7 protein-coding genes and 2 pseudogenes are annotated in these 17,932 nt (G+C 55.3%); 1 reads left to right on the top strand and 8 read right to left on the bottom strand.

Features of this window, described 5'->3' with window-relative positions; translation table 11 throughout:
- Positions 1-317 precede the first annotated feature (317 nt).
- The 4 genes from AB1748_RS08850 to AB1748_RS08835 form a co-directional block, all read right to left on the bottom strand.
- The gene (locus AB1748_RS08850; protein WP_128086896.1) at positions 318-581 is read right to left on the bottom strand and encodes a hypothetical protein; all 264 of its coding nucleotides are present in this window, start codon (positions 579-581) and stop codon (positions 318-320) included.
- Positions 582-1,044: 463 nt separating this feature from the next.
- Positions 1,045-2,088 (bottom strand): VENN motif pre-toxin domain-containing protein, encoded by a 1,044-nt coding sequence (locus AB1748_RS08845; protein WP_367396257.1) that lies wholly within the window; start codon positions 2,086-2,088, stop codon positions 1,045-1,047.
- A 212-nt stretch (positions 2,089-2,300) separates the two neighbouring features.
- Complete coding sequence (locus AB1748_RS08840; protein WP_367396256.1) at positions 2,301-2,921, bottom strand: hypothetical protein; 621 nt, start codon at positions 2,919-2,921, stop codon at positions 2,301-2,303.
- Positions 2,911-3,753: an HNH/endonuclease VII fold putative polymorphic toxin gene (locus AB1748_RS08835; RefSeq protein WP_367396330.1), complete on the bottom strand. Its 843-nt coding sequence runs from the start codon at positions 3,751-3,753 to the stop codon at positions 2,911-2,913. Before AB1748_RS08835 ends, AB1748_RS08840 begins: the two co-directional genes overlap by 11 nt.
- On the opposite strand from AB1748_RS08835, the pseudogene AB1748_RS08830 reads away from it, so the two are divergent.
- A pseudogene (locus AB1748_RS08830) lies at positions 3,752-3,952 on the top strand (SymE family type I addiction module toxin). The gene AB1748_RS08835 and the pseudogene AB1748_RS08830 sit on opposite strands and share 2 nt — an antisense overlap.
- A gap of 55 nt (positions 3,953-4,007) precedes the next feature.
- On the opposite strand, the gene AB1748_RS08825 reads toward AB1748_RS08830, so the two are convergent.
- The 4 genes and pseudogenes from AB1748_RS08825 to AB1748_RS08810 form a co-directional block, all read right to left on the bottom strand.
- Positions 4,008-4,550 (bottom strand): hypothetical protein, encoded by a 543-nt coding sequence (locus AB1748_RS08825; RefSeq protein ID WP_367396255.1) that lies wholly within the window; start codon positions 4,548-4,550, stop codon positions 4,008-4,010.
- A 772-nt stretch (positions 4,551-5,322) separates the two neighbouring features.
- Positions 5,323-6,624: pseudogene (locus tag AB1748_RS08820) on the bottom strand (VENN motif pre-toxin domain-containing protein); the annotation flags it as partial.
- 238 nt (positions 6,625-6,862) lie between these two features.
- A complete protein-coding gene (locus tag AB1748_RS08815; RefSeq protein WP_367396254.1) occupies positions 6,863-7,342 on the bottom strand; it encodes a hypothetical protein in 480 nt (159 codons plus the stop codon).
- A complete protein-coding gene (locus AB1748_RS08810) occupies positions 7,342-17,928 on the bottom strand; it encodes a hemagglutinin repeat-containing protein (protein WP_367396253.1) in 10,587 nt (3,528 codons plus the stop codon). Before AB1748_RS08810 ends, AB1748_RS08815 begins: the two co-directional genes overlap by 1 nt.
- Positions 17,929-17,932: the final 4 nt, after the last annotated feature.

Here is a 17,932-nt window from a genome sequence, read left to right as displayed (position 1 = left end):
AACCGTGGTATTGCCCGCCGTACCCGGCGCACCTCCGGTATATCCGGTATGGCCTGCTCCCTTCTCAACAGACCGATCCAGCGTAACCAGCGACGCTCCTTTCTTTTCATCCTAAGCCGGATTGACCAGCTTACCACCCGTCAGGTCATCATTAACCGGCACGGTTTCCTTTTACTGCCTGCTCCATTTGTATGCTGCTGGCTCTGCGCCGAAACGATTGCCATCAGCACGCTGCTGGGATTTGGCCGACAGAACGAATCAAGTCCTTCCTTAACTGCTGTAAAAAAATTCCGGCTAAATTCGACCAGTTTTTTTGTTTATTCTGAATCTGATAGGTGGGATTTTCTGGCTTTTCGCTCATCTATTTTAGCGAAGATCCATGATCTAAGAGCCGCTGCTGTTCCTGCAATAACACTTACGACCACAACATGCTCAATATCTGATCGCTCAAAACTTACCTTATCGGTCATTATGAGTTCTACCATTACCTGAGCCAGAGAGAAAAAGATCAAACAGCAAAAAACCATGTATGAAATGCTTAAAATTAGTAAGCCTACTGTCGGCTTATTTTTTCTTCTCATTAACTCTATCCTTAACAGCATTGCTAATAAATCCTCCTCCTGCAGCCCCGATAATATCACCAACTGGAACTGAATGTGGGCCTAATACAGGACTATATTCTTGCCACGTTGCAGAAGCGACCACTGGAGATCCCGGAAGGGATAATTGAGTGGCAGACGCCTTAAGGTAACAAACTAGTTATAAAGTAAAAATCCCGACTCAGTGTGATACCGGTCAGGATTTTATCAGGATCAATCAGGATTGGATGGGGGAGATTTACGGGTTTTATGCTCACCAATTTTATTAAATACAAAAGCAGCGACTGTTATGGTTACTCCTGATATTGTACCAAAAAAAAATGTTCTTTTTATTTGTTCCAGTGGGTAGAAAAAATAATTCTTTGTCAGGTATATAAATAATGCCATCCCTCCGGTTAAAATAAAGTAGACAACACAGCAAAAAATACATGAGTAAATTAATAGTTTAATGTAACTTTTCATTTTTCTCAGCCCCTTGTTTACCCTGGCTATCTACCGGCGTTTTTAATGCTTCTTTAGTAAAACCATTGATAACTTCAGAGCCGCCAGATCCGATCACATCATATATAAAGTCAGGGATATTATTCCCACCAATTACTTTGTCTACTCCAATAGGAGCATATTTTCCAAAAAAGCCACCGGCTGCAGCTCCGACTACTGAGCCACTAACGGCAACCGCATCTGCTCCATCTGTGAATATTGTACCACCTGCGGCTATACCCACGTTCTGCCATACCCCGCGCCCCGGAGCCAATCCCCCCGTTACTGCCGCAGAAGCACTGCCCCAGTAATCCCAGGTTTTTTGCTGGTTTTCAGGCAAGCTCTGGTTCTTGACACTGTTTATATCAAACCACTGATATGTCCCGTTCGCTATTTCTGCGATTACTGCACCACCCACGACCTTACCTATCGACGCCGCCGGGCCTAAATACCACGCACCCGCAATCAACACACCATCTTTATAACCGTTTACGATAACTTTGGTTATATTTGCCCCTTCAGGCATATCACCTTTAACATTTTTACTCATTGCCGCGTTGATCTCTTTCGGTGTCGCTCCTGCACCTTCCATTGACGTCCCAAGCGTTGAGGCTGCACTACCATAACTGTTCAACCCTGACGGTAGATTGAACATGTCGTTGTTCTCAGAAGTATTTTTTCCTGCCTGAGCCCCTGCAACAGCTGAAGCTCCACTGTCTCCGGCAAGCCCGCCCGCCAGCCCACTTGCCAGCGTACTCAGAGTTGATATGGTCTGCTTTTGCGCCTCATCCAGTTTGCTATAGTCATCCGTACCGTACAGCGTTTTCGCTATCACGGAAGTTGCGGCGGAGGCGGTCGCGGCACCTGCCGCTCCGCCCAGCGCTGAGTTACCAGATGCCTGCGCCACTACTGCGCCAACTACAGCATGCGCCATCAGGTTGGCTTGCGGGTTGCCTTCCGTCAGCTTATGTATCTGTTCCGCCAGGTACGGCGCCGCCGCGCCGCTCAAGGCCTGCGCTACGTTTCCGCCCGCCAGCCCCTGTATCGCCGCCGTCGCCGCGCTGATGGCGGTGGTGTTCAGGTTACCGCCCGCGCCCGGTATACTGCCACTTCACGTGTGCATCCTTCTTCTGCTCTGGCATTATCATCTTCAGCTTATTAATGGCTGTTTTCGTCGCCGCAGTCTGCCCTTGTGTCCTGTCGATGTCCACCGCCTTAACGCTAGGTATACTTAAGTTTTTGCAGGTTTCTTTTTTGGCCTAAAGCAACGATTTCACAATCCGGTTCGTCATAACGCCCCAATGCAAAAAAAACCACACCATTATTTATCCAGATATTACTCATCCATTCTGTTATCTGCCTCGGTATGGAATCAGTCATATTCACATTAGTTGATTGGATGGTTGAAAAAAACACCTTCTCACCGCTATTAATTAAGCTTTCAATTACTCCCACGCTATTTAATTTGACAGAACCTAGGCCGGAAAGAATCAAGCCTTCATTTCCTTTAACTATCAAATCTTTTCTTTCACAAACCCCATTAACTTTAACGCCTCTAACATTAAGTAAACCCCAAGTTTTTCTGTGGTTAACAATTGCGTTATCAGGTTGCTCTGCTGATAAAACGACAAATGTGTATATAGCTTCATCGCTAAGACCTGAAGAATAATTTTTTAACATTCCCCTCAATAAACCCTCACCAAAATTTTTTAGTGGCGCATTGGGTAATTCCCAGCTCACTGCCGAGATATCTTTTCCGCTTATTGAAAATAAATTGAAATCGGTGATTTCATTTTTTTCATTTATATCTTCAGCATATCTAATAAAAACATCAGTAGTCATAGTGGTTACCTGCAGGATCGTTAAAATGTGAACCTCGATTTTGAGGATCATCGACTCCAAAGAAATGGCCTCCTGCATCATCTCTTATATAAACTTTTTGCGTACCTCCTCCCGGTTTTTGAACTATAAATTCATAGATAAAACCTGGTTGAGGATTACCACGCTTGTCTATATTCGGGGATACCTTATTGGGGCTTTGACTCACTGGTATACCAGATTGTCTCTTCGCCTCATTGAAAGCACCTGAGCGACCAGCCCCTTCAGGAGAAAGATTTGCAGGCTTATCCCCTTCAGCCAGATAAGCCAAATCATCCTTATTCTGTGTGGGAATCGGCGTTACCGTGGTATTGCCTCCCGTATCCGGCAGACCATCCGTATTCCCGGTATTGCTTGGTCCCTGCTCACCAGACCGATCCGGCGTGACCAGTGAAGTTCCTTTATTTTGATCGTGCGCCGGGTTGACCAGCTTACCACCCGTCAGGTCATCATTAACCGGCAACGTTTCAGTTCTGTTACCAGCGCCATCCTGATGCTGCTGATTCTTCGCCACATTTGGATCGCGCAATTTGGCAGCCTCATCACGCGCTTCAACGATTGCACGACCATCCGTAATCGGTGGCGTATCCGTCTCAGTTCCTGACCCTTTCAGAGTCTTATCCAGTTCCGATGCAATTTTGTTATTCGCATTCAGAACTGCCTTATCACCCGGGCTCAATGGTAGTCCCGGAACGGGTACCGGCACAGGCCTTGGCAGGAGAAGACTATTGTTTTCCAGCGCATTTTTACCCGCCTGCGCGCCCGCCACCGTACTACCCGCGCTGTCTCCGGCAATGCCGCCCGCCAGGCCCGCCGCCAGCGGATCGCAGTCGCATTATTACAAAGTGGGATACCGGCCTAATAAAGGCCAGCCGAACCCACTGCCATAGCTGACCATTAAAGGCCGCTGGCTGGAAGCGCTGGTCTTTACGACCGGGCAGAAGATCGAGGTGATCGCCGGGCCGGGACAGTTGATCATTCGGCTGGCGACTTAAGGGTAACTGACCAAGCTACATAGTAAAATTCCGCCGACAAAGGCGGGATCTTTAACTAACTTACTGATTCAAAAAATCTTTCTATTTCTTCGTGAGTTAACTTGTCCAAAAATAAATTAACGATATTTCTTCTATCATCTATTCCCAGATAAAAATTATCACTACACCTTATCCAGCCAGCAACATCTTTATTCTCACCGATTACCAGCAACATAGACTTAGAGGATATAGTCGCTTGAATGCCAAGACTAAAATCATCAATAAAACGCTGACTAAAATCATCACTTTCTGCATATTTCCATAAGTCTGTATTAACAACTGGAAGTCCATACTCACTCTCTGAAACACGAATTGGTAGAACATCGGCTTTATGGATCGCATCTGGTTCTATCATTACTAACGTTATAGACGATATAAATCCATCCTCTGGTAACACCGCTAGCTCAAGTAGACTTTTCCTGCCATTTCCGACCCGCCAATATAAAGGAGAAAAATACCTTTTAGAATCAATGATCTTGATATCAACAGGAACATAACCATCTATAGTGATAGCTACATTTACAGGTTCATTAACAACAGTATCTATAGTTAGTCTCATTATTTATACAACGCATGTTTTAATACTGGATAAGGGTCTGTGGGGCGTTGACTGAATATTAACTCCCAACGTCCAACCTGCATTTTTTCGTTAAAATGAAGTCCCTGAACAGATGCATATTTAATAGCGATCTGAAGACTGGTAAGCATAGCCTGACTTCCTTCGGTTGTGCTATGAGATAATCCATTTCTTGTTAAATATTCACCCATATGTTTAGTCGCATTTGGGTTCACCCAAAAAGTTGCCCATTAACATTCAATTCAAAAGATTTTGGAATGGACGTTCCAGGTATTGCAGGTTGAGTTGCTTTAATTGAATCGAAAACCGTCCCCGTTGATAGGTGACTAGTTGTTACTACGCTTACCAGCGATTCCTTCGTCACCTTGCTTCCAGTCTGCTTCTCAACGGTCATCAGTGCTTTCAGTTCTGACAGCGTTTCAGCAGGCATTTTGCTGACTGTAGCGGCCGTCAGTCCCGCCGGTAGCGCATCTCCGGCGGCCATCTCGGCCACCCAGATACTGATCTCATTGGCACAAAGTACCGGATTCAAGCCACATCCGCTGGCTGCGGCCTGAGCCGCTGCTATCAGCTCCGGCGTGGCCGCCACAACCGCACCGCCTGCGGCTCCGGCCCCAAAAGCGACCGCTATTGCTTTATTCACCGCCTCACCACGCTGACAACTGACTGACGTCGGATCATCGGCACAGGACATGACGTCTTTGCCATGCTCCCGCACGAATTTCTCCTGACCGTCTTCCGTTCCGCCAAACAGGTTGTTGTTAACCGCGTTCTGTCCCGCCTGCGCACCCGCCAAAACATTAGCCGTGCTGTCTCCGGTCACACTGCCCGCAAGCCCTGCTGCAAGCGTGCCCAGCGCGCTGATTGTCTGCTTCTCAGTTTCCGACAGGTCACTGACCGTTTTATCCGGATACAGCTGGTTCATCACCAGCTTCGCCATCAGTTCGCCGCTGACACCACCCGCCGCACCCGCAAGTGCGCTGTTGCCCGCAGCATACGAGGTTACCGCACCCAGTACCGCGTGCGCCATCGCCTGCGCTTCCGGATCGTTTTCGGTCAGATCGTGTATCTTCTGCGCCACATACGGACTCGCCGCACCGCTCAGCGCCTGCGCTACGTTTCCGCCCGCCAGTCCCTGTATCGCCGCCGTCGCCGCGCTGATACCCTGCTGCAGCGACGAACCTGTACCGAACGGCTTCTGCGCCATGTTGTAAGCCTGCTTCGCTATCTCATCTGACGTCGGGTTCAGCTTCCCTTTTCCGGCCAGCTCTTCCCTCGCAGCGGCCAGCGCCGCCGGGTCAGTCTGCGCCTTCAGGCCCGCTATCTCACCCTGCGTCCGCGCGATGTCCCCCGCCTGGCTGCCGGTTTCCGCCAGCAGCTGCGCCGTCTCCATCCGCCGCTGCTCTTTATCCTTATCGAAGATTTTATCCAGCCCCGGATTCGCCCCCTCTGCGTCGCGGCTCAGCGCCGACACGTCCTGCGTCTGCTTCGCCTTATCACGGATAACAATCGTGCCGTCGCTCACCGCCGCCTTCGTCACCGACGAGGCGCTCCCGCTGCCGTTCAGCCCCGCCAGCAGGCCGTTCGCCATGTTGCCCCCGAACTGGCTGCCGATGCTGCCGCCGGTGCTCATCCCCGCGCTCTGGTGCTCGGTTCTGTAGTCCGCGTGGTTCTCAATGTTGCTGAAGCCCAGCGTGCCGGTGTCGAGCCGGTTTTTATCCGCGCTGGCGGTGGAGCTGATGACCGCACCGTTAAGCTGGGTGTGCTCACCGGCCGTCACGTCAAAGCCGCCCTGACCGGCAAAGATGCCCGTCTGTTCGGCCACGCTCTGCCAGTTGCTGTGCATTTTGTCCTGGCTGAGGTTCACGCTCGCCGACCCGGTCATCGAGCCGAAGGTGAAGCTGCCGCCCGCACTGGCGTTCTGCTGCTTGCTGTCGTAGCGGTCGCTGTCCTGCTCCGAGGTCAGCGTCAGGTTGCGGCCGGTGCCGACCTTCACGCTCTCGCCGCGCACCTGTGCCCCGATCAGCATGGTGTCACGGCCGGCGTTCAGGGTCAGCCCGTTGCCGTTTGCGCGGCCTTTACCCGCGTTGATGCTATAGTGGTGGTCAGTTCTCCACTGAAAGCACCCGCAGCGCCATTTTCGCCAGACATCTGAGTGGAAACTGGATCCCACAACGCATGTGCTATGGCATTGGGGTTAAATCAACGTTTCCGTCGGAGGATGTGGCCCCAATGAAGCTATTCACAACTTTCTGTTTGTGAAAAACCCCGTCAGCTCATGGCGGGATTTTTCATTAATAAGGTAAACAATATGCCCCGTCTAAAGATTCATACTGTGTTATAGCATCTCTACCCTCTGCTAAATACTCAACATCGATCGGTTCTGGCGGAAAGTCTTTTGTATAAGATCCTTCCAGGAATAAACGATACTGCTCCAGTACGTATAATGTTTGTTCTATGGTTAAAAGCACCTGTTGCTCTTCCACGTACTCACACCCAATAAATACCTTATCATGCGTAACCATCACCCAATGGGCATTACCTATGCCGAAGTTGCCTTCAGTTGTTGTGCCTGATGCAATATCAGTAAGGTTTTTTACCCAGATATCAACAGAACGAATACCATATTGAATGTCATTGGATAACCATCCTGAAATCTCTCGTGCTCCATATCCCAATACCGCTCCATCAGTGGATTTACGTATCGCCCCCCCTACAGGAACAAATAAATCACTATTTTCATCCCACCAGAAAATAATTTTATCATTCAGCATTACTTATCCCTTCCTGTATAAACCGGCCATGCAGTCGCGCCTGTTCCATCGGGTTTGCCATAATAGCCTTGAATCTTCACACCGCTAGATGATTTCCCGCTCCACATTTCTGTATTCGGTATTCTTTCAGAATTTTTGAACGCACTCTCAATCTCATGAGCCGTCTGTCTTTTTGACCAGTGCTCAGGGAAGAATGTAGTTTCAGCTTTCTTATTTATCCATTGTCCTGTAGCTGGATCTCTCACTGATATATATCCTGTCGAAACACCATTGGTATCAGGTTTACCCGTTACCTTATCTATTTTAATATTTGAATCACGAATATAGTGACCACCAGACCCAACTTTTGTCCCATCCTTAAGCGTTTTCACTTCCCCGTTAAGGATATGATCCATCCTGATATATGCAGTTTGTGAACCTTTTCCAGCCTGCTCTTTAATCAGTTCCAGAGGTGTAGGGGAGGGTTTAAAGTCATTAAGATAATCACCTGGTTTCAATGATGGATTATTCTTCGCCGTATGAGTCGCCACAGTTTCTGCTTTCGCAGCAGCAGCTTCCGCCGCTGTCTTCCCTATCCCAACTGCCCCACCGGCTCCCACTCCGCCCGGGACGATAATCTCTGAAGCCTGAAGCCCAAGATTATTAATACATAACGCCAGTGCTCCGGAACAGGATTCAATTCCAGCCTTCAGAATAGCGGCAATTTCAGGAGTAGCCGCAATCAGTACACCGCCACCAAGCCCTACAGGAAGTGCTACCGTCAATGCATCCTTCATCGCCTGGCCACGCTGACAACTGGCTGACGTCGGATCATCGGCACAGGACATGACGTCTTTGCCATGCTCCCGCACGAATTTCTCCTGACCGTCTTCTGTTCCGCCAAACAGGTTGTTGTTAACCGCGTTCTGTCCCGCCTGCGCACCCGCCAAAACATTAGCCGTGCTGTCTCCGGTCACACCGCCCGCAAGCCCTGCTGCAAGCGTGCCCAGCGCGCTGATGGTCTGCTTCTCAGTTTCCGACAGGTCACCGACCGTTTTATCCGGGTACAGCTGGTTCATCACCAGCTTCGCCATCAGTTCGCCGCTGACACCACCCGCCGCACCCGCAAGTGCGCTGTTGCCCGCAGCATACGAGGTTACCGCACCCAGTACCGCATGCGCCATCGCCTGCGCTTCCGGATCGTTTTCGGTCAGATCGTGTATCTTCTGCGCCACATACGGACTCGCCGCGCCGCTCAGCGCCTGCGCCACGCTGCCCCCCGCCAGGCCCTGTATCGCCGCCGTCGCCGCGCTGATGCCCTGCTGCACTGCCCCGCCGGTTCCCATTCCGCTGTCCGGCATCGCCCGGTTGTACAGCGTCTGGTACACCTGACCGGTGATGTCGGCCGTGGTGGGTTCATGACCCGGATTCGCCTTCCGCCACTGCGCTTCGGCGTCCTTCCTCTGGTCCGGCGAGATGTTTTTCATCTTCTCAGTAGCGGCCTTTGTCGCCGCTATCTCACCCTGCGTCCGCGCGATGTCGCCCGCCTGGCTGCCGATTTCCGCCAGCAGCTGCGCCGTCTCCATCCGCCGCTGCTCTTTATCCTTATCGAAGATTTTATCCAGCCCCGGATTCGCCCCCTCTGCGTCGCGGCTCAGCGCCGACACGTCCTGCGTCTGCTTCGCCTTATCACGGATAACAATCGTGCCGTCGCTCACCGCCGCCTTCGTCACCGACGAGGCGCTCCCGCTGCCGTTCAGCCCCGCCAGCAGGCCGTTCGCCATGTTGCCCTCAAACTGGCTGCCGATGCTGCCGCCGGTGCTTATCCCCGCGCTCTGGTGCTCCACCTTGTAGTCCGCGTGGTTCTCAATGTCGCTGAACCCCAGCGTGCCGGTGTCGAGCCTGTTCAGGCTGGCATCTGCCGTACTCGCGATAACCGCACCGTTCAGCTGCGTGTGCTCACCGGCGGTCACGTCAAAGCCGCCCTGACCGGCAAAAATCCCGGTCTGCTCCGCCACGCTCTGCCAGTTGCTGTGCATCTTATCCCGGCTCACGTTCACGTTCGCCGACCCGGTCATCGAGCCGAAGGTAAAGCTGCCGCCCGCGCTGGCGTTCTGCTGCTTGCTGTCGTAGCGGTCGCTGTCCTGCTCCGAGGTCAGCGTCAGGTTGCGGCCGGTGCCGACCTTCACGCTCTCGCCGCGCACCTGAGCGCCCGTAAGCGTGGTGTCGCGCCCGGCGTTCAGGCTCAGCCCGTTGCCCGCCGTGAGTGTGGTCTCTGTGTGGGTCAGCCCGTTGCCGTTTGCGCGGCCTTTACCCGCGTTGACGCTGGCCGACACGCTGATGCCGTAGCCGCCCGATCCGGCAGTCAGCCCGATGCCGGCGCTGCCGCCCCTGCTGCTGTTGGTGCTGTCGGTGCGCTCGCTGTTCTGCGCAGAGAGCAGGCTGATGTCGTTTTTCGCCGTCAGCCCGAGGTCGCCGCCCGCCTGCAGCTGACTGCCCTGCACGAGGATATCGCCCGCGCTGCCCGGCTGCGCGCCGGTGGCGGTGATGTTCAGGTTACCGCCCGCACCCAGCGTACTGCCCTGCGCCTCGCGGCTTTCGGAGCGGGTCTCGCTTTTCGACGACTGGCTGCCGTACGAGAGGCTGATCCCGACCGAGCTGGTGGAGCCTTCGTCATAACCTTTATCACCCGGTTTGAAGCCCGAAGCAGTGTTTCTGGCGTTCGCCGCACCGGTCTGCGCGCCGTCCATCTGATAAGCCTGCGCGGCCTGCGCCGCCGTCAGCGCCGCTTTGGTGCCCTGCAGCGCCTTCAGCCGGCCATCATCGCTCTCATCGGCGGTGCGGGCGGTCTGCACCGCCGTGTTCAGCGCCGCACCCACCGTCCCGGACAGCGCCAGCGTCAGGCCGCTCTGTTTCTGCTCGGTCTTCGTCAGCGCGGTGTGGCTGTTTTCGGCTGCGCTGACGGTCACGTCGCTGCCGCTCAGGGAGAGATCCTGACCGGCGATCACGTCGCTGCCGTGCACGGTAAGCTGATTACCGGCGCTGAGGGTCACGCTGCCGTCGCTGCTGCCCACCGTGCTGCCCCGGTTAAGCGTGCCGCTGGCGTCGGTGCTGCTCTTCTGCATGGCCTGACCCACGGTGAAACCGATGCCGCCGGTGCCCATCAGGCCCGATTTTTTCTCCTCGCGCTGATGCACTTCATTATTCGTTTCTGTCGCAGTCGTGATGCTGAGATCGCGGCCCGCCGTCAGCGCCACATCCTGCGTACCGGCGACGTTGCTGCCGGTCACGCCAATGTCGCGGCCCGCCTGAAGCCGGACGCTGTCGCCGCTCAGGGTGGTGCCGAGCGCCTCGCTGCTGTGCAGCTCGTCGTGGGTCTCCAGGCTGCTGCCCGACAGCAGTCCTTTGCTGGTCTGTTTACTGTGTTCGGTGAGATCGGTGCGGCTGTTGCCCGCGCTGAGTACGATATCGCGTCCGGCACGGGCGGTCAGTGCACCGCCCGCCGTGACGTCCGCAGCGGTGGCGCGGATGTCCTGTCCGGCACTCAGTTCCAGCGCACCACCGGCGGTGATGCGTGTCCCGGCGTCGCTCTGCTGTGACAGGCGACGGTAGTTGCTGCTGTTCCAGCTGTCGTCTTCACTGTGCTGCGTGCTGAGGGTGCCGAGCGTCAGGTCATTGCCCGCCTGAATCTTCGTGGTGCTCTTCTCTCCGGCGTTGCCGATATCGCTGGCGGCCAGAGTGATATTGTTCAGCGCACTCAGCGTCAGCGCACCGTCACTGCCCTGCACGTAGATACCGGCCGGACGATCGATCCAGCGGTCGGTGCCGTCGCCGCGCAGCGTGGACTGGCTGGTGATGTCGCGCCCCGCCAGCAGCGTAAGCTGACTGTCGCCACGCAGGGTGCCGCCGAGGTTAGTGATATCCTGACGGGCGGTAAGATTAACCGTGTTGCCGCTGATGTAACCGCTGTTAGTCAGCGACTGCGCCGTCAGCTGCGTCACGTCGCGGCCCTGAATGGTCCCGCTGTTGGTGATGTCGTTGCGGGCGTTCAGCGCCACGCTACCGCCCCCGATCAACGCGCCGTCGCCGGTTAAGTCACCCTGTTTTACCTTCGCATAAACCTGCGGCACCAGCACGGTCTGCTGTGTGCCATCCGGCAGCGTCACGGTCTGGTTCACCAGCCAGACGATGTCGCTGGTGAGCAGTGCCATCTGCGCCGGGGTCAGCGCCACGCCGGGTTCCAGGTTGTAGGCTTTGCCAAAGGCTACCCCATTATTCATCAGCCCGCGATACTGATCTTCATCGCTGCCATATCCGCTGATGTAGCGGCTGCCGGTCAGCTGAATAATCTGATCGCGCACCAGCCGCTGCTCGTAATAACCATCACCCAGCCGCTTCAGAATCAGGCTGCTGTCGGTGGTCAGGGCATTCTGCATGTAGTCGCTGCTGAGCCACTGCTTCTGATTCACAAAGCGCGGATCGGTTTCCACCAGGTAGTGGCTGTCACTGCCGGGTTGCAACTGGTAGAGGCTGTTATCCGGCAGACGGATGTCCGGTGAGACAGCGCGGATCACCGGCGTAATGGTCTGTCCGTCGACCACTGTTGCGGGCAGCGTCAGCGAGAACTGCTGACCGGCTGGTAACAGCAGCGGCCGGTCTTTGAGGCTGCCGAGTTTGTCCAGCGTCAGTGCGCTGTCATAGCGCAATCCGGCGGGCAGTAAGGTACTGCCGCTATCCGTTGCACTCAGCGCCACGGCGGTAACCGCCTGCTGAAGAGAAGGCGAGCCAATACTGTCGGCCTGCGCAGTAACGCCCTGCTGCTGCCGGTTGCCGATCTGGTAGCCATTGCCCTGCGGCGCGGCATTCGCCTGCCAGCTCAGCGTCTGCAGATCGATGGTTTCCGTTACGGGGGCCGGGCGATAGGTTTTCCGATCCTTGCCCTGCGAGGTTTTGGTCCCGCCAAATTTCTTTTTCTTCTTCTTCGCGTACCAGCGTACCGATTTCCCGTCGTCCGTGGTGACGCGCGTTCCTTTCGTCGCCTGATTATTCAGCTCGCCTATCTGCCCGCCCAGCACGGCCCCTGCGACGATCTGGCTGTCGTGATTGTTGAGACGGTCAGCGCTAAAGGTCATGTTACCGCCCGACAGGATTTTGCCTGGATCGCTCTCCTGGATCTGGGTTTCTTTCACTACTCTTCGGTAGTCATACTCATAAAACTCGCTGCCGCTGGTGCCGTCCGGCATTTTTGCCGTGTGCACGCCATATTTATTTTTTTTGCTGGTGTCCACTTTGGCCCAGTCGAAGCGGTCAGTATGGCCTTTGAGCACCGCGTCATGGTGCTGACTATCTTCAGTCGTAACGATCTGAGTAGTCAGATGGCGGTTGGTGTTGTTGATTTCCGCCATACCTATCGTGGCATCCTGTCCGGCCTCAATGGTTGCTCCGTCATTGTTGAGCCGCTGCCCCTGTCCGATGGCCTGATAGTTCGCATCCAGCTGGCCGCCAATATGCAGATCGCCATCACTGTAGATCAGCGCATGGTCGCGATTGTTCAGGGTGCCCGCCCCGATATCCAGTCGCTGTCGGGCAGCAATCACCGCCGCTTTGCCCTCTTCACTGAGGTTATTGAGCAGCGAAGCCGCAATGGCAATGTGATCTCCAAAGATGCGACCGGTGCCGCTGTTATTCAGCACGCCCGCCACCAGATGCGTCAGGCCACCATCAATCAGACCGCGATTATTCAGGGTGTCCGCTGCCGTGATGTCGGTCTGTCCGCCACTGATCTCACCACCTGCCTGATTATTGACGTTCTGTGCAGTCAGGTAGAGCGCCTGCTGGGCCGCGAGGGTGCCGTCGTTGGTGACGTCGCCCCCTGTCGTCAGGCGCAGTGTGCCGTTGGCTTTGACCGCTGAGGTATTATGGAAATCACCCGCCAGGGCGATGCCAAGATCACCCTGCGATAGCACCTGCCCGTCGCCGCTCAGCGCAGCCGCATTGATCTGTACGTCGTGATCGGCGATCAGGGTGCCCTGCTGGTTGTTGATAGTCAGCGTCTGACCCGGCGCATTATTGATGGCCAGTGTCCGACGCTGCTGGGTTTTAGAGGCCACAGACCGGGCTGGCGCACTCTGCTGGATGGTCAGGGTATCGGCGGAGGAGATCAGCCCGCTGACGTTGTCCAGCGCCTGCTTCACGATTAATGCCAGCCGCTGGTTTGCACGTAACGCACCCTGGCTGTTATCCAGGGTATCGGCTTCGAGGGTTAAGCTGCCCGCTTCGATCCCTTTGCCGCTCTGTCGGGTATCGCGGTTGATCAGCGATGGCGTGATAATCGTCATCTGCTGGCCGCCCTGAATCAGCCCGCTGCGGTTATCGAGTTGCTGGCTCAGCGACAGTAAGCCATCACCGACGCTTTGCACCAGCCCGTCGCTGTTGGTGAGCTGACCTGCCGTCAGTGATAGCGTGCCTGCCGAGAGGAGTTTGCCTGTCTGATTAAGCAGCGCATTTTGTCCCGCATTGAGCGTCAGATCGGTGCCGCCCTGTATCTGCCCCTGCTGGTTATCCAGCGCGCCACTGTCGATGTGAAGGTTACCGCCACTGGCAATCAGTCCGCGCTGGTTGGCCAGCTTCTGGCCGGACGTGTTAAGGGTGATATCCCCCGCCGACTGCAGTTTACCGTCACTGTTGTTCAGTGCCTGACCGCTGAACAACAGGCCGCCATTACCTGCGATTTGTCCCTGACTGTTGTTCAGCTCAGAGGCACCGATCGTGGCCTGGTTTCCGGCGGCAATAAAGCCCGTCTGGTTATCAATCGCACCACTGCGCAGATCCAGACTGTTCAGGGCAACGATGCCGCGCTGGCTGCCACTGTCGCGATTGATCAGGGCGTGGCCCTGGGTGTCCAGCGTCATGTCGCTGCCGGCCTGTAACAGGCCGCCCTGGTTCTGCAGCTCGCCACTGGTGAGATTAAGCCGTCCTTTACCGCCCGTCAGCGTGCCGGACTGGTTGTGAATGTCGCCTGCCGCAATCTGTGCCCCTTTGCTGCCGGTGATAAAACCACGCAGGTTATCCAGCGTGCCGCTGTAGAGCTTCAGGATACCCGCACTGAACAGGCCGCCTGCCGCGCCACTGTCACGGTTAATGAGCTCGTTGCCATGGGTATCCAGATTGAGATCGCCACCCGACTCCATCCTGCCTGCACGGTTGTTGAGCAATCCGCTATCCAGTTGCAGCGTGCCTTTAGCGCCCAGTTGCCCCTGCTGATGATCGAAGGTCTGCTGATGGGTGTCGATGCGGACATTCTGGCCCAGCATTACACCATTACGGCCATCGATCTGGCCGCTCAACAGAAGCAGATCGCCTCCTGCAATCAGCCCACCGCGCTCGCCGCTGTCGCGGTTAAGCAGTTCTCCACCCTGAGTGTTAACTGATAACGCCTGGCCCGCCTGAAGCAGACCATGCTGATTATCAATGCGGCTGCTTTCAATCGTCAGTCCACGATCGGCATTGATTATTCCATCCGCGTTGTTCAGCACGCCGCTATTCAGTTGTACAGAACCTGCCGAGACCAGCGTGCCGCTGCTGTTGTCGAGATCGCCACTGCTGACCTGAAGATTAGCTCCCGCAACAATGCCCCCCGACATCGCGTTGTTCAGGGCCTTTCCGTGCGTATTCAGCTGCATATCCCCGGCAGACTGCAATCGACCGCCACGATTATCCAGCGCACCACTGTTCAGCTCCAGCGCACCTCTGGCACTCATCAGGCCAGACCTGAAATCAGCAGCCTGCCCCTGAGTATCGATCAGCAGGTTCTGCCCCTGAATAACACCCCGGTCGCTCAGTATCGTTCCGGTGACGAGTTGCAGATCGCCACGCGCAACAATGCCGCCACGATCGCCGCTGTCGCTATTGTTCAGCTGCGCGCCCTGCGTATCCAGAGAAAGCGCCTGACCTGATTGTAATAAGCCTCGCTGATTGTCGAGCCTGCCTGTCTTGAGCGTCATTGCGCCGTCCGACATCAGGATGCCGTCAATGTTAGTCAGCAGGTCACTGCTGATATGGGCAGGCTGCGCAGCGGCGATGACGCCGTTCTGGTTATCAAGGTCGCCACTGTACAGAAGTAACGCGCCACCGCTGATGAGTCCTGCTTTGCCACTGTTGCGGTTATTCAGCACCTGCCCATGTGTATCGAGCGTAAGAGCGTCGCCTGACTGGATCAGCCCGGTTTGATTGTCCGTTTTTCCACTGGAAATGCTGAGAGCGGTACGCGCGACCAGATTGCCGCTGACATTGTTCAGTTCGCCCCGCTGCGTATCGATATCTACATCGTGACCGAGCACGGTTCCACGCTGATTATTCAGCGCCTGACTGCGCAGAGTCACCTGCCGACTCGCTTCGATACGGCCCTGCGTGTTATCAATAGCCTCGCGGGTTTTCAGCGTAGCATCACCGCCAGTTGAGGCAATAAGGCCCTGCTGATTATTCAGATGCCCACCCGTAAGTTGCAGATTGCGGCTGGCCTGTATCGCCCCCTGAGCGTTTGTCAGGGTCTCCTGAACCTGCAGTTGCAGATTGCCACTGCCAGCAGCCAGCAACGTGCCGCTACTGTTATCCAGGCTGCCTGAAGTGAGATGCAGGTTACCGCCGCTCTCAATCCGTCCATCGCGGTTGTCTGCGCCGCCTGAAGCCATGATCGCCATCTCGCCTGTGCCACGCTGCGACAGCAGACCCTGATGGTTATCCAGCGTGCCCGCTGTCAGTGTCAGCGCCTCTGCCTGGGTATGTCCCTCTGAAAGATCAATCCTTTCACCGCTGAGTGTTAGCGCACCCGCTGATAACAGATTGCCCTTATTTCCATCGAGGCGAGTCGCATTTAGATTCAGCGCGCCGCTGCCTGCCAGTTGCACCGTGCCGCCCTGATTATCAAGCGATGGCGTTTCAAGCCACAGTGAATCGCCGTTACCTGAAATGAGTCCGCCCCGGTTTTCAATGTGCTGAGCCCGCAGCCGGGTATCGCCCTCATTGCTCAGCGTGCCCTGATTGTTAAACAATGAACCAGTGGAAATAGCCAGGGTTTCACGGTTTTGCTGGCGTAGCAGACCACGATTGTTACTGATGTTTTGCGCTGAAACAGTCAGTCTGCCAGCAGCCAGCTTGCCATCATCATTATTAAGGTTCGTTGCAGACTGAACTTCGAGCGTGCTGCCCGCTATGGTTGCCCCCTGGGTGCTGATGTTTGTCTGGGTAGACGTCAGCACAATAGCATCAGCCGAAGTCTGGCTGCCGGTCATATCGACCTGGGCTCCCCGCGCCTGAATCTGGTTATGCGCCAGATTTTTGCCCTGTGCTGTAAGGTTACCCTGACTGGTCAGCAGTAAATTGCCGGGCTGACTCAATGTGCCATTGCTGTCAACGCCTGCCACCAGGGTGCTGTCAGCGGTATTCTCAAGCGTGCTGGCAGTAAGCGTTGTGTTACTGCCAGCGCTTACCAGTCCGCTGTTGCGCAACGTGCCGCCGGAGGTCAGCGTCACATCCTGCTGTGAGACGATATTTCCCTTATTCTGTAGATCGCCAGTGCTGGCTATCTGCAGTGCAGCCTGACTTTGCAAGGTACCACTGTTTTCCAGCCTGCCATCTGCCGTCAGATGCAGTTCACCTGCGCTGGCCCCCAGCTCGCCAGCATTGCGCACACCCACACCTTTCTCGGTACCGGTCAGGGTGATTTTATGGGCATACATACCACCGATTGCCGCGACGTCCAGTGCAAACTCAGGGCGTGTTGCCCCATCATCCGTTTTTACTGTGGTGACGTTGCCTTCAGCCGTAACCTGATTCCTGCCCGTAACCACATTAAGTTCACGGGCATGGACTTTCGCGTTAACCGCCACCGACTGCGCGATGATCTGGGTATAGTCCGCATCGCTGTCATTCAGGCCCTTACCTTCAATATTGATGCGGCCGCCATTCACATCAAACCCCTTGAGCTGACCGTTTTCGATCAGTGCCTGGCCGGTGGTAAGCGTATTGCGGCTGGCGTTAATAAATCCACAGCCGTTACAGGTAATGCCTGAGGGGTTAGCGATAACTACGGCAGCCCGTTTACCCGCCACTTCAATAAACCCGTTCAGCTGGCTGGGATTACGGCTATTCACTTCGTTGAGTATGACCGTCGCTTCCTGCTTTGAAAGCCATGGGTTAGCCGCCACCATGCCGCCAAGTTGAGTGGCGCTGTTCTGATGACTGTTGTTCAGGATTGCGCCACGCGCATCGACGTCGAGCTGACTGTACTGATTGCGTGAGACGCCCTGACTGTTTGGCGTCTGAATGTTGATTTGCGGCAGACCGTTAGCAGTGGCCATGACGGTGGGCTGCTGGCTGCCTGGCGCACTGCTGTCGGCCACAATATTGGCCTGCGCCGGCAGGCTGACCACCCCTGCCGCCAGCCAGAGTACAAAGCTGAGCGGTGAAATCCGTACCTGCGTCTCTGAATGAGAGGTGCGCTGACGGCATCGGGCAACGCGCGAATAGCCGCTGCGGGTGATGTCAGATACCACCACTAACATGCCGCGAACCCGATTGAAAATAAGGCGATAGCAAAGTTTATTCATAATG

Source organism: Pantoea sp. Ep11b (assembly GCF_040783975.1).
Lineage (GTDB): Bacteria > Pseudomonadota > Gammaproteobacteria > Enterobacterales > Enterobacteriaceae > Pantoea.
Note: the sequence above shows the minus strand (reverse complement) of the source record. Positions and strands in the feature narration are given on the sequence as shown.